The sequence below is a fragment of the Parasphingopyxis algicola genome (genome assembly GCF_013378075.1).
In the GTDB taxonomy this organism is placed as follows: Bacteria; Pseudomonadota; Alphaproteobacteria; order Sphingomonadales; family Sphingomonadaceae; genus Parasphingopyxis; species Parasphingopyxis algicola.
In genome coordinates this window covers 1,024,404-1,037,036 of record NZ_CP051131.1, presented here as the reverse complement: position 1 = coordinate 1,037,036, position 12,633 = coordinate 1,024,404, and the positions used below count along the sequence as shown (strand labels likewise).

Below are 12,633 nucleotides of genomic sequence, written 5' to 3'. Positions count from 1 at the left end.
TTGCGTGAACTATTTATTATTCATGCCACTGAGGATGTTCCTGAATTGCTCACCATTGCGAATGAAATGGGGCTTATAATACAATATGATGGGCCGAATGATGTGCCTGAGCCCATTTTGCTACGTAATGAAGATTTCAAAAGTTTCGGAAGAGGCGTATTTCTTTTTTATAAAAATAGTTGGATATTCGGTAATAAAGAATTCAATCTTATTGAAGATGGTTACTATAAAGGAAAATACTTCCAAAAACCATCTATAAATCATGTCAATATTTCTATTTACTGCAGCGGTGAGCGTAAAGATAAGGAAAAAAAATATTTGGGGAGCGGTAGTATTTCTCGAGACGTGAAATGGTACTCTCCGAAAGACGATACTGTTTATGCCGCTCCTGATGAAGTCAAAGAATTTTTCGATCGCTTCGTAAAGGCCATGAGAGTGGAGAGAAGATTAAAGGGTGGGGTTCATAAATATGCGGTACTGCCGCATGCCTTAGAAAAGCTCGAGGAAGGTTCGGCCAGACCACCGTTCGATTTTATCGAGTGGCCATAGCGCCACCGCCAACGATCTGACTCTGGGCTTCGCCTACAACCCGGCCGGGCAGGTGACGACGCGGACGCGTTCGAACAGTCTGTACCGCTACACTGGCTATCAGAACGGCACGACGGCCTATGCGGCGAACGGCCTCAACCAATATACGAGCGTGGGCGGACAGAGCGTCACCTATGACGCGAATGGCAATCTCACCTCGGACGGCAGCACGACATACGGTTATGACGATGAGAACCGGCTGACCTCGGCGTCGGGCGTTGCGCTCGAATATGATCCGCTGGGCCGGCTCTACCGGATATCGGGCGGGCCGGGCGGCGACCGGCGGTTCCTGCATGACGGCGGCGTGATCGCGGGCGAGTATAACGGCTCGGGCGTACTGCAGGATCGCTATGTCCATGGGCCGGGGCTGAGCGAGCCGCTGGTCTGGTATGACGGGTCGGGCGTCTCCAACACCACCCGCCGCTTCCTGTTGGCCGACCGGCTGGGCTCGATCGTTGCCACCAGCGATCATGACGGCGATCTGATAGGCGCGAACCGCTATGATAGCTGGGGGGTGGGCGACCCGAACAATATCGGCCGGTTCGGCTATACCGGCCAGGCCTGGCTCGGCGATGTCGGCCTCGCCTACAACCGTAACCGCATGTACGCCCCCGCACTCGGCCGGTTCATGCAGACCGATCCGATCGGCTACACTGACAATATGAACCTCTATGCCTATGTCGGGAATGATCCGGTGAATTTTGTGGATCCGTTGGGGCTCAGGCTGGAATGCCCATCGGGTTTCACCGACCTCAGAGACTGCAGGATCGTTGTTACCGGCGGCGTCCTAGGAAGCGGCAGTGGTAGCGGAGGCGGCGGGTTCTCCAACCGTGGCAGCCGCGACAATCGTTACGACCAATGGACACTGGCTGATCCTATAGAACCGCCCGAGGAACCGGGTTTGCCAGCGGCGCAGCGAAGTTCTTCGGGTGGCTGCGCGAATCCTTTTGCTGGCTCGGTCGATCCCGTTCGGGCTTCCTACGGACAGCTCACAGCTGATTATGAATGCGGAAATCTAACTGCAGAAGAATTTGCGCGAATTGATATGCAGCAAGGGGTGGCAGCAGCAACTTTCGCACTCGCACCTTTTGCTATAGCAGGAAAAGAGATTCGGATCGGTAATAATCTCAGGATCGCTTTTTTTGGAAATCGCGCAGGCCATCCGATTGGTAGGTGGCCGCACTACCATAGAAGACCGGGAAATCCTGCTCCCCCGGGTCAAGGCATAGGCCGACATCGACCCTGGGAAACACGTTCCCCAGACAAAAGCTTTTGGGACAGGTTTTAATGAGCGACTTCATCATCATTAATGACTCGAACGACGAGAACGTTGCGGGAGATATTTGCATTTATGAGAGCAGAGAAAATGCTCTTCGTGCATTAGAAATATATGATATCGAAGACGATTGTATCCTTATCTATGAGTTGAGTGGATTAAGATTGAAGTTAGCGTACGATCAGAAGAACGGTACATTAGAATTTGAGTCGAACGAAAATCGATTTGAGGGATTGCGGAATGTTCTTCTCAATCATATTGAGCATCTCGGCTTGGACATCGAAACCCATAACCTCGATAAGGACGAACTAGCTCGTATCATATTTCGTTATGATCCAAATCCACATGCGGGGTAAAATGGCATAGACGGATATGAAGATAGCACGGGCAGCTACACGGCCAACGGCCTCAACCAATATACGAGCGTGGGCGGACAGAGCGTCACCTATGACGCGAATGGCAATCTCACCTCGGACGGCAGCACGACATACGGTTATGACGATGAGAACCGGCTGACCTCGGCGTCGGGCGTTGCGCTCGAATATGATCCGCTGGGCCGGCTCTACCGGATATCGGGCGGGCCGGGCGGCGACCGGCGGTTCCTGCATGACGGCGGCGTGATCGCGGGCGAGTATAACGGCTCGGGCGTACTGCAGGATCGCTATGTCCATGGGCCGGGGCTGAGCGAGCCGCTGGTCTGGTATGACGGGTCGGGCGTCTCCAACACCACCCGCCGCTTCCTGTTGGCCGACCGGCTGGGCTCGATCGTTGCCACCAGCGATCATGACGGCGATCTGATAGGCGCGAACCGCTATGATAGCTGGGGGGTGGGCGACCCGAACAATATCGGCCGGTTCGGCTATACCGGCCAGGCCTGGCTCCCCGATATCGGGCTATCCTACAACCGCAACCGCATGTATGCGCCCGAGCTCGGCCGGTTCATGCAGACCGACCCGATCGGCTATGAGGATAACCTCAACCTCTATGCCTATGTCGGGAATGATCCCGTTAACTTCATTGACCCCACCGGGCGCACCACGAGATCGAATCGAGTCCCCGGTCGGCGAGTGGTAGTAGTGCCAGACGAGCGCGTTCGACACATCTTGCGCAGACACAATGATCCAAGCGGTTTCAGCAACCCTGGCGTCCCACAATTCCGTGTGCGACAAACACCTAGTTCTCTTAGGAGACTGGCTGGAGAGGTGGTCTCAGAGGCCTTTGATCAAGGGAGTTTCATTGTGCAAGGCGATCGCACCAGATTCGAGTCTCAAAGAGGCAATCTCGTGACGAATTTCTTGGGCTACACGGCCGGGTCAGAGGGTGAAACAACCGTCCGGGTCATCACATCACGACTACAAGACATCGTTTCCCCCTCGCTCAGAGCAGGCGCTGAGCGCCAAGTCGCTGAGCTACTCCCGGAAATTGAGTTACGTTCAAGCAGCGACAATCAGGGAGCAACGCCACTCGATATTCATGTCGTTATTTCCGTTCATCCGGTATCCACCGGAGAGTAAATGGGCACTGGGCATGGACATCGATGAATTGAATATAAGCTGCACAATCTCATATGAGAAAAACAAAATATTCAGCTTCGGAAAGGGCTGGCACGAAGCAACCTTACCGTTTGCTTTGGTCGAGTATCAAAGAAACAACCGCAGCTTTCAATCAAACTTTGATATGATCGAAATAATTTTTGCAGCAATAAAGTGGAATAGGAGAAAAGATGATATTTCTGACATTTCTCTTGATCTAAATGGGAATGATGTTAGAGTTCAAAGAAAAATAGATTCAATAGAAATAGATTCAATAGAAATAGATGGGTTATTTTTTAACGGTCATCCTATATCTATAAATTATGCTTATCTAAAAAAGAAAATATGGCCGAAATTCAGGGAAATATTTCGAAAATTTATTTATATGAACAAGACTTCGTTCGATCCAGAAACAAAGAGTTTTGCAAAAAAATTACTTATTGAGATTGATAACTTCATCGAAAAATAGAAAGTTTCACTGTTGAAAATGAGATAACCATCAAGATCGCTGCCGCTAGAAGCCAATTAGAGTCTGGACTCATTAGAGCCGCCATGTGACGGCTGCGGCGAGGCATATTGCGCCGAGGAAGTTGGCGGCTAGCTTGTCATATCGGGTAGCGATGCGGTGCCAGTCCTTGAACCGGCAGAACATGCGTTCGATGGCATTGCGGCCTTTTTAGAGTGTCTGCGAGAAGCAACTTTTCCAGCACCCGTTCGTTTTGACGGGATTCTGGGCATGGCGCCCTGATCCTCGATGAGGGTACGGATGGCGTTGCTGTCATAGGCTTTGTCGGCCAGCACCAGGGTGCCCGGCACAAGGCCTCTCAGCAGCGCATCGGCCGCACGACAGTCGTGAACGTTGCCGCCGGTCAGCAGGAAGCGGAGCGTCCTACCTTCGCCGTCGGTGACCGCGTGGAGCTTGCTGTTTTGCCCGCCGCGGCTGATGCCGATCGCCTGGAAGGACGCCCTTTTTCGTAGGCCGCACAGCGGTGCGCCTTCATGTAGGTGCTGTCGATCAATATCTCGGCAGGCGGCCCGTCAGCCGAGGCCAGGGCGACGAACAGCTCCTGCCAGATACCCCTTGGCCGCCCAGCGCACGAAGCGGTTGTAGAGCGTCTTTCTCGGGCCGTAGCAGGCCGGCGCATCGGCCCAGCGTCCGCCCGACTTCAGCACATGGATGATGCCGCTGATCACCCGTCGGTCATCGACCCGCGGCACACCGCGCACCTTGTCAGGCAGCAGTGGTCTAAGCCGCTCGAACTGCTCCTCGCTCAACCAGAACTCGCTCATTCCATCGCTCCCATCGTTTGGAAGCGTGAATCACATTACAGCCGCCTTGGGAATCCCGTTTATGGGTCCGGACCCTAATCCAGTCAGTAGTCAGTTATACCTAGGCCGCTAACGGCCTCAACCGGTATACGAGCGTCGCCGGGCAGGCCTTCACCCACGACGCCAATGGCAACCTGACTTCGGATGAGACAAATACCTACACCTATGACGATGAGAGCCGGCTGACGAGCGCGAGCGGGGCGGTGTCGGGCACGCTGCAGCGCCGCCATGTCCATGGGGCGGGCGTCGACGAGCCGCTGGTCTGGTATAACGGTGCGGGCGTCTCCAACAGCACCCGCCGGTTCCTCGGCACCGATCACCAGGGCTCGATCGTCGCGACGAGCGATCATGACGGCGACCTGATCGCGGCCAATACCTACGACACATGGGGCAATGGCGCGCCGCGCTGCGATATTGGAACGGCTTCGGGCAGCGCAGGCCGCGCAGCGCGCCCGCGCCGCACAGCGTGTTCGCGATGCAGCGCAGCGGCGGACCCCGCCACCGCGCCGTCCCCGCATTCCACGTCGGCCCCGCTGATCGCGCGAAGGGAATCCGCGCCTCCTCCGTTAGATAGGATGAGACAGGGCAGGAAAGCCCGTGTCGCGTATCCAATGAGGAGAGTAGAATGAAACCGACCTTTTTTACGACCGTCGCCGTGGCGATGCTGCTGCCGGGACCGGCTCTCGCCGAACCCGCTACGCGAACGATCACGGTCGACACGCCGAACTATTCCGGTGAGCGTGTCATCACCCGTGACCGCGAGACCGGTACCTATTCGCGCGATACCAATATTACGCGCAAGGAGGATGGTGCCGTTGCGACGCGCCACTGGGAATCCCAGCGCACCGATACCGGGCGCACCATGTCCGGATCGCAGACCCGCTTCAATGGTGACACGCGGACCTATGAAGGCGAGCGTATGCGCCATGGCAATCACAGTCGCACTCACGGCACGACGACCGGCCCCAATGGCGAAACGCTCGATTACCGGGCGCAGAGCCGGTGGAATGGAAACGGTTACGATCGCCGGCAGCGGTTGCGCAATGAGGATGGCCAAGTGGTTGCCGGCCGCAATACCCATGTTCGTGAGCGTGGCAACACCCAGGTGCGCCGCGTGGTTTCGGGCAACCGGAACGGGGCTCGGCGGGTGACCACGACAAGGCGTACGGTCAACCGTCGTTCGCGCAGGGGACGTTAACTGGTCAGTTTGACGTGTATCCCTCTGTGACTGGCCCGCTCTCTCCTCTATGCTCTTGAGAGAGAGGGCCTTTTTCGGATGGCGCAGTCCAGACGGTTCCGGCACGCGAAGGGAAATTCCGCCTGTTGCGTTAAGCAAGGAGAGCCGAGCTTTGGAAGCGTTTTTGTCTCGGACTGGTCGTCCAGTCCATATGCAGGGGAACGTTGGAGGTTTTCCAACGTGCTGCAACCCGCCCCTGCGTTCCGGTCCGCTCTCTCCCCACGTCCCCCCAATGAGAGAGCGGACCTTTCTTTGGGATGATCGATGAGCTCGCTGAAGGTTGTTCCCGCGTCATCTTCACGTTGATTTCGCAGGCGCGCTGATAGGCATCGCGCGGTCATATGGCTGCGCAGGCTCCGAAAGCGCCGCACATGGGGACTGTTCCGAATTGGGCACTTTAGCCAATCGACGCGCCGATATGGATATCGTCCATTAAGAAGTGTTCATCACGATGCGGTCGTGGCCAATTATCGGCTTTTTGAGCACATCGGCGAACAAGACCATTTGCCAAATCGGTGAGAGGCCTCACTAATTGCAGGGTGATCTAGCCGTCAGGGTAGCCATTTCCGATTACACAGGCACAGGCGAATTCCGCGATCCTCCGCTCCGATTTCATCAAACGCGGAGCCGCTTGCCGTTGGCACCGTTCGATTAGCCGAGAGACTTTCCGTTTCGCCAAAATGATGCACTGCCATTTGTCGAAGTTCATTGATTGGCAAAGCGCGATGCGAATCTTTTGTTGCCCCAGATGTTGCCCCATAGCAACGAGTGTTGCCGGGATTAACATTTTTTCCGCTAAGCTATTGAAAAGGTGGTGAGCCCTGCTGGTCTCGAACCAGCGACCTACTGATTAAAAGTCAGTTGCTCTACCAACTGAGCTAAGGGCCCGACCACCGCGAGGGACCTAGGGACGGTTCGGGCCGCGGTCAACCGGCATGTTGCGGCGCACATGATAATCGAGCTGGCGGATCGTGCGGCCCGACACCGGATGGCGCCAGCCGGGGGCGATCTCGCCGAGCGGGCCGAGGACGAAATCGCGCATCGCTAGGGCCGGGTGGGGCAGGGTAAGCGTGTGGTCCGCCCAGCATCCGCCCGACCAGAGCAGCAGGTCGAGATCGAGGATCCGGTCGCCCCAGCGCCGTCCCGAGCGTCTTCCGAAGGCGGCTTCGATTGCCTGGCAGAGCGCGAGCAGGTCGGGCGGCGAAAGATCCGTCTGCGCCAGGATCGCGGCATTGGCGTAATGGCGCGTGCCCGGGCCGAGCGGCGGTGTCGTCACGACCGAGGAGCGCCGCACGATCTCCAGCCCGCGCGCCGCCAGCGCATCGATCGCGCGGTCGATCGTGCGGCGCGGCGGGCCGCCGCGATAGCGGTTCGATCCGAGACCGATCAGATAGCGGGTCGTCGCCGCACTTGTATCCATCACGCCCGCCCGCCTATCGCAGCGCGATGACCGAGGCCAGCACCGAACCGCCGCCCGATTGCGCGCTCTGCCCGCGGCTCGCCGATTTCCGGACCGAGCGGCGCCGCGCGCATCCCGACTGGTTCAACGCGCCGGTGCCCTCCTTCGGCGATCCGGATGCCTGGCTCGCCGTGGTCGGGCTCGCCCCGGGGCTGACCGGCGCCAACAGGACCGGGCGGCCGTTTACCGGCGATCATGCGGGCGGGCTGCTGTACGAGACGCTCGGCAAGGTCGGCATGACCGCCGGGGCCTATGGCGGCGATATCGGCGACGGGCTGACGCTTGAGGGCGCGATCATCCTCAACGCGGTGCGCTGCGTACCGCCGCAGAACAAGCCGGTCGCGGCCGAGATCAACGCCTGCCGGCGTTTTCTGCTGCCCGAACTCGATGCGCTTCCGAAGCTCACGACGATCGTCGCGCTGGGCACGATCGCGCACGCCTCGATCCTGCGCGCCCATGGCGAAACGCCGGGACGCTACAAATTCGGCCATGGCGCCGAGCATCGGCTGCCGGGCGGACGGCTGCTGATCGATAGCTATCACTGCTCGCGCTACAACCAGAATACCGGCCGTCTGACCGACGCGATGTTTGAGGCGGTGTTCGCGCGCGCAGTGGAATTGCGGGGGTGAGATTTTGTCAGGCGCGACCTGACGGTTGAGCGCCGCATCGGGAGTCTTTTGTCAGAAACTTCCTGGCGGAAGTTCGCGGCACCGGCCCGCTCCCCCTCCCGACCTCCCACAGGGTAGACTCATTGGGAGGTCGGGAGGGGGAGCGGGCCGGTGCCGCGCCTGAGGCGAAAGCCGAAGGTCTGACAATCAAAATCCCGGTGCCGCGACGTTGCGCTAGCAGCGTTCTGAAAAACTACCGCGCCTTGCGGAACAGCAAGGTCATCCGGTCGCTTTCGCCGATCGCGACATAGCGGTCGCGGTTTTCGTCACCGAGCGTCAGCACGGGCGGCAAGGTCCAGACGCCGCGTTCCCAGCTTGCCGGATCGTTGGGATTGGCGTTGATCTCGGACGCCGAGACCAGCTCGAACCCGTTCAGCTCGAACAGCTTGACGACATCCGATTGCTTCAGATAGCCGCGCGTGCCGTTCGAGCGCTCCCAGGTCTCTGTTTCCGGCGCGCGATGCTGGACGACGCCGACCATGCCGTCATCCGCCAGCATGGCCCGCAGCCGCCGCAATTCGCTGTCGGCGATATTCCCGTTGCGCATACCGTGCAGCGAGCGGAAGATCAGGATGCGGTCGACGGTGCCCGCGACGTTCTCCGGCGCTTCGTCGCTTTCGAAGGCCGCGACCGAAGCGGCGGGGACGCCGGTCCATTGCTCGACATTGGCGGCGAAGCGCTGCGGCCAGCTGTTCGCGCGGGCGCGCTGTTCGGCATCGAGATCCCGCCAGGACGAGTCGGCATTGACCGCGATGTAGCGGCCCTGCGGTGCGATATAGGGTGCGAGGACGCGGGTGTACCAGCCGCCGCCGGGCCCGAATTCGGCGACCGTCATGCCGGGCTCGACGCGGAAGAAATCGAGCGTTTCTGCCGGATGGCGATAGCGGTCCCGGGCGCTGTCCTCGGCGCGGAAATCGGCCGCGAGCACGGTGTCGAGTGCGCTCGGCGCCGCGGTTTCCGTCGCCGGCTGTTCGGCCGGAGCCTGCTCGGCCGGACCCAGAACGCGATCGAGCACGCGTTCCAGGATCGACGGTTCGGGCGGATCGTCCTGGGTTTGGGCCTGATAGGCCAGGGCGGGCGTGGCGATCGCGGCGGTCGCGATCATCAAGGCAACGGTGCGTTTCATACAGTTTCTCCTAAGGGGAAGGCGTCAGTCGGATGCGGGGCGCGAGGCATCGCGGGCCGCGCGGAATTCGGCGTCGGGATTCCAGTTGGGCCAGTCGGTCGAATCGGCGAGTTCGCGGCCGATGGCGTAATAGAGCTCCAGATCCATGATCGCGCCGTCCCAGTTCCAGTTCGGATCATATTCGTCCTTCGGGCCGTGATAGCGGTTGGCGCGATAGTCGCGGGCCGCGGCGGCGCCGGCCTCGGGACCGCCCTCGACCAGATCCTCGCCGCCTTCGGCGTAGATCATCGGCACGCCGGGACGGGCGAGGGCGAAATGATCGGACCGGAAGAAATAGCCGGCTTCGGGAGTCGGTTCCGGCCGCACGACGCGGCCCTGCGCCGCGGCGGCGCGCGCGAGATAGTTTTCAAGCTCCGACTTGCCATAGCCGACCACGACGACGTCGCGCGATGCGCCGATGATGTTGAGGCCGTCCATGTTGATGCCGCCGGCCGTCCGGGCGAGCGGGAAGACCGGATTGGCGGCGTAATAGGTCGAGCCGAGCAGGCCGGATTCCTCGGCGGTTACGGCGAGGAAGACGAGCGAGCGTTCCGCGGGGCCGACGGCCGCATGGGCCTCGGCCAGTGCGACGAGCCCGGCGGTGCCGGTCGCATTGTCGAGCGCGCCGTTGCAGATGTCGTCGCCGTCGGGTGCCGGCGTGCAGCGGCCCAGATGGTCCCAATGCGCGGTGTGGATCACATATTCGTCCGGACGCGTGCTGCCCGGCAGGATCGCGATCACGTTGCGCGAATTTTCGCGCCGGATCGTGTTCTCGACGCTGGCGCTGGCGGTGATGCCCAGCGGCACCGCGGTGAAGCCCGGCTGGCGCGCGGCGGCGGTCAGCGCGTCGAGATCCTGCCCGGCGGCGGCGAGCATCGCGCGGCTCGCCTCATTCGTCATCCAGCCCTCGATCGGCACGCGGTCCATATGATTGTTTTCCGCGTCCATGTTGAGCTGCGGGCCGGACCAGCTGCTCTCGACGACGTTCCAGCCATAGGAGGCGGGTTCGGTATCGTGGACGATGATCGCGCCCGCTGCGCCCTGGCGGGCGGCTTCCTCGTACTTGTACGTCCAGCGCCCATAATAGGTCATCGCCCGGCCGTCGAAGAGGCCTTCGTTCGTCGGGCTTTCGAAATCGGGATCGTTGACGAGGATGACCGCGATGCGGCCCGCCATGTCGATACCCGCATAATCGTTCCAGCCGCGCTCGGGCGCGTTGATGCCGTAGCCGACAAAGACGAGCTCGGCGTCCTCGACCGAAATTTCGGGGACGACGCGCGGCGTGCCGATCACCATGTCGCTGCCATAGGCGAGCGTCACCGTCTCGCCGCCCGCGGTGTAGGAGAGGGCGGCGGTCTCGGGATCGGCGTTGATCTCGACCAGCGGTACTTCCTGATACCAGCTGCCATTGTTGCCGGGCTGGAGGCCCGCCGCGGCAAAGCGCTCGGCGAGCAGGCTGACCGTCATCTCTTCGCCGGGCGTTCCGGGCGCCCGGCCCTCGAAGGCATCCGAGGACATCGTCTCGGTCAGGCTGCGCACCGTCTCGAGCGAGATTTGCGGCGCGGCCGGGGCGGCGGCGGGCTCGGCGGCCGCGCTTTGCGGCGCTTCGGCCATCGGCGCGCAGGCGCCGGCGAGCATCAGAAGGGCAAGCGGCGTAATGTGGCGGAACGTCAAGGCAATCTCCCCTGTAAGGCGGCGCCGCTTCCCGGCGCTTCACATATGGTCAACTACCCGGGCGCGTGCCGGTTCCGCAACGAAAAAGCGGCGGGGGTGCCGACGCGCGCCGATCGGGCTATTTCTGCTTGCGCACCATCAGCACGTCGGTCGGCGAGCCGGTCAGCATGGACTGGGCGTTGCTGCCGATCGTCGCCTGGGCGAAGCCGCTGCGTCCGTGCGTGCCGAGCACCAGCAGGTCCGCATCATTCTCGCGCAGCGCGCGATAGATAACCTCCTCGATATGGCCATAGCCGATATGCGGATGGAGCCGCGCGCGCACCTCCTCGGAAAAACCCGGGTCGGCGAGGAATTTCTCCATATACTCCTCGGCTTCTTCGCGAACTTCCTTCTCGACCTCGTCGGATTTCAGCCAGCCGCTATAGGGCACCGCATAGGCATGGACGAGATGGATTTCGGCCTCGGGAAACAGTGCTGCGGCCGCGTTGACCGCGCCCAGCGAATAGGCCGAAAAGTCGGTGGCGACGACCAGCGTCCGGTACGGACGCAACGGGCGCTTCTTGACGACCAGCACGGGGACGGGCGCCCGGCGGACGATATAGTCGACCGCGGTACCCAGGGTGACGTCGCCCAGGCTCGTATGGCGCGCGACGCCGGTGACGATCAGATCGCTGCCCGTCTCTTCGGCGATCCGCGCGATGGTCTGGGGCGGCGAGCCCTTCTCCACGATGATGTCTACACCCGCCGCCTGTTCGGGCAGGTCGACGCGGATCTTCTCCGATACTTCGGCCGGGTCGGCCTGCGCCGCCGCGGCTTTCTTGTCGATCACGTGGAGCAGCTTGACGTCGCAGTGCATCTCCTTGGCCAGCGATACGGCCCGGTCGAGCGGGCGATCGCCGCGCGCCGTCAGATCGGTTGCGAACAATAGGGATGGAGGCATGTATAAGACCCTTATTTTATATTTCGACCCGCCGCGCGCAGGCCCGGCGCCCTTCGGCCGGCACGATATCAGCGCGGCGGGTCGGCGCAAGGCGATCGGGCGGGAAGGCGGCCGAAAATCGCCCATCTTCGCGCGATTTTCGCCCCGTGATAGGGCCGGTTTCTCGCCGCGATTTAGGCCGTCTATCGGACCGGCCGATGCCGTCCAATCCGTGGCAATACCTATGCGCCTCGCTCCGGTCGCCGGGTTGGAGTTCGCCCTGGCTAGAGAGCGGTTCCACCGCCCGGACCGTCGGGGCGGCTCAGTATGAAGGCGGAAACCAGGGTCAGCACGACGATCTGCACGGCGAGTATCCAGGGCGGGATGCCGAGCGCCAGGCTGACGAGCGGCGTTGCGACGATGACGGCCATCGCCGCGATCTTCGCCCGCCGGCCGATCGCGCCATGATCCCGCCAATTGGCGACGAGCGGGCCGAACTGGGGATGGGCCTCGAGCCAGGCGGCGAGTCTGGGCGACGAGCGGGCGAACGCGAAGGCGGCGACGAGCAGGAAGGGGGTGGTCGGCAGCAGCGGCAGAACGGCGCCCAGAATTCCGAGACCGAGCGCGAGAAGCCCGGTCACGAGCCAGAAAAGACGGATGCCCAGGCGCTTGTCCACAGGGCCGCCTAGCATGTTCCGCCCATCGGCGAGATCGGAAACTGCCGGGCCCGCCTTTTCTTGGCACAATCGCGCGGATATAGTCGCGGATATTCAGGGTTTTGGACTT

The 12,633-nt window shown here is 61.0% G+C and carries 12 protein-coding genes, 1 tRNA gene and 1 pseudogene; 7 read left to right on the top strand and 7 right to left on the bottom strand.

Going from position 1 to position 12,633, the window contains the following annotated elements:
* The 5 genes from HFP57_RS05175 to HFP57_RS05155 all read left to right on the top strand — a co-directional run bounded on the left by HFP57_RS05175 (position 1) and on the right by HFP57_RS05155 (position 3,865).
* The gene (locus HFP57_RS05175; protein WP_176868783.1) at positions 1-549 is read left to right on the top strand and encodes a hypothetical protein; all 549 of its coding nucleotides are present in this window, start codon (positions 1-3) and stop codon (positions 547-549) included.
* Between the two features lie 52 nt (positions 550-601).
* Complete coding sequence (locus HFP57_RS05170) at positions 602-1,876, top strand: RHS repeat-associated core domain-containing protein (RefSeq protein ID WP_176868782.1); 1,275 nt, start codon at positions 602-604, stop codon at positions 1,874-1,876.
* Complete coding sequence (locus HFP57_RS05165; protein ID WP_176868781.1) at positions 1,876-2,220, top strand: hypothetical protein; 345 nt, start codon at positions 1,876-1,878, stop codon at positions 2,218-2,220. The genes HFP57_RS05170 and HFP57_RS05165 overlap by 1 nt, the downstream gene beginning before the upstream one ends.
* A 69-nt stretch (positions 2,221-2,289) precedes the next feature.
* The gene (locus tag HFP57_RS05160; RefSeq protein WP_176868780.1) at positions 2,290-3,378 is read left to right on the top strand and encodes an RHS repeat-associated core domain-containing protein; all 1,089 of its coding nucleotides are present in this window, start codon (positions 2,290-2,292) and stop codon (positions 3,376-3,378) included.
* A 13-nt stretch (positions 3,379-3,391) separates the two neighbouring features.
* Positions 3,392-3,865, top strand: coding sequence for a hypothetical protein (locus tag HFP57_RS05155; protein ID WP_176868779.1), 474 nt, complete (start codon positions 3,392-3,394; stop codon positions 3,863-3,865).
* A 72-nt stretch (positions 3,866-3,937) separates the two neighbouring features.
* Here HFP57_RS05155 and HFP57_RS05150 read toward each other — a convergent pair.
* A pseudogene (locus HFP57_RS05150) lies at positions 3,938-4,686 on the bottom strand (IS5 family transposase).
* A 664-nt stretch (positions 4,687-5,350) separates the two neighbouring features.
* Here HFP57_RS05150 and HFP57_RS05145 point away from each other — a divergent pair.
* A complete protein-coding gene (locus HFP57_RS05145) occupies positions 5,351-5,923 on the top strand; it encodes a hypothetical protein (protein WP_176868778.1) in 573 nt (190 codons plus the stop codon).
* Between the two features lie 851 nt (positions 5,924-6,774).
* Here HFP57_RS05145 and HFP57_RS05140 read toward each other — a convergent pair.
* Both HFP57_RS05140 and folK read right to left on the bottom strand, forming a co-directional pair.
* Positions 6,775-6,850, bottom strand: a tRNA-Lys gene (locus HFP57_RS05140).
* A 16-nt stretch (positions 6,851-6,866) separates the two neighbouring features.
* A complete protein-coding gene (gene folK, locus HFP57_RS05135) occupies positions 6,867-7,382 on the bottom strand; it encodes a 2-amino-4-hydroxy-6-hydroxymethyldihydropteridine diphosphokinase (protein WP_176871163.1) in 516 nt (171 codons plus the stop codon).
* 26 nt (positions 7,383-7,408) lie between these two features.
* Here folK and HFP57_RS05130 point away from each other — a divergent pair, with 26 nt between their 5' ends.
* Positions 7,409-8,050, top strand: coding sequence for a uracil-DNA glycosylase (locus tag HFP57_RS05130; RefSeq protein ID WP_176868777.1), 642 nt, complete (start codon positions 7,409-7,411; stop codon positions 8,048-8,050).
* Positions 8,051-8,282: 232 nt separating this feature from the next.
* On the opposite strand, the gene HFP57_RS05125 is transcribed toward HFP57_RS05130, so the two are convergent.
* The 4 genes from HFP57_RS05125 to HFP57_RS05110 all read right to left on the bottom strand — a co-directional run bounded on the left by HFP57_RS05125 (position 8,283) and on the right by HFP57_RS05110 (position 12,524).
* Entirely contained in the window at positions 8,283-9,215 is a 933-nt protein-coding gene (locus HFP57_RS05125; protein WP_176868776.1) for a class I SAM-dependent methyltransferase, read from the bottom strand.
* 24 nt (positions 9,216-9,239) lie between these two features.
* Complete coding sequence (locus HFP57_RS05120) at positions 9,240-10,892, bottom strand: M28 family metallopeptidase (RefSeq protein WP_425500738.1); 1,653 nt, start codon at positions 10,890-10,892, stop codon at positions 9,240-9,242.
* A 154-nt stretch (positions 10,893-11,046) separates the two neighbouring features.
* The gene (locus HFP57_RS05115; RefSeq protein ID WP_176868775.1) at positions 11,047-11,868 is read right to left on the bottom strand and encodes a universal stress protein; all 822 of its coding nucleotides are present in this window, start codon (positions 11,866-11,868) and stop codon (positions 11,047-11,049) included.
* 263 nt (positions 11,869-12,131) lie between these two features.
* Positions 12,132-12,524 (bottom strand): YbaN family protein, encoded by a 393-nt coding sequence (locus HFP57_RS05110; protein WP_246263402.1) that lies wholly within the window; start codon positions 12,522-12,524, stop codon positions 12,132-12,134.
* Positions 12,525-12,633: the final 109 nt, after the last annotated feature.

Coding starts and splice junctions, on each gene's coding strand:
- HFP57_RS05155 (WP_176868779.1), top strand. CDS start 3,392: ATGGACATCGATGAATTGAATATAAGCTGCACAATCTCATATGAGAAA.
- folK (WP_176871163.1), bottom strand. CDS start 7,382: ATGGATACAAGTGCGGCGACGACCCGCTATCTGATCGGTCTCGGATCG.
- HFP57_RS05130 (WP_176868777.1), top strand. CDS start 7,409: ATGACCGAGGCCAGCACCGAACCGCCGCCCGATTGCGCGCTCTGCCCG.
- HFP57_RS05120 (WP_425500738.1), bottom strand. CDS start 10,892: ATGCTCGCCGGCGCCTGCGCGCCGATGGCCGAAGCGCCGCAAAGCGCG.
- HFP57_RS05165 (WP_176868781.1), top strand. CDS start 1,876: ATGAGCGACTTCATCATCATTAATGACTCGAACGACGAGAACGTTGCG.
- HFP57_RS05115 (WP_176868775.1), bottom strand. CDS start 11,868: ATGCCTCCATCCCTATTGTTCGCAACCGATCTGACGGCGCGCGGCGAT.
- HFP57_RS05125 (WP_176868776.1), bottom strand. CDS start 9,215: ATGAAACGCACCGTTGCCTTGATGATCGCGACCGCCGCGATCGCCACG.
- HFP57_RS05145 (WP_176868778.1), top strand. CDS start 5,351: ATGAAACCGACCTTTTTTACGACCGTCGCCGTGGCGATGCTGCTGCCG.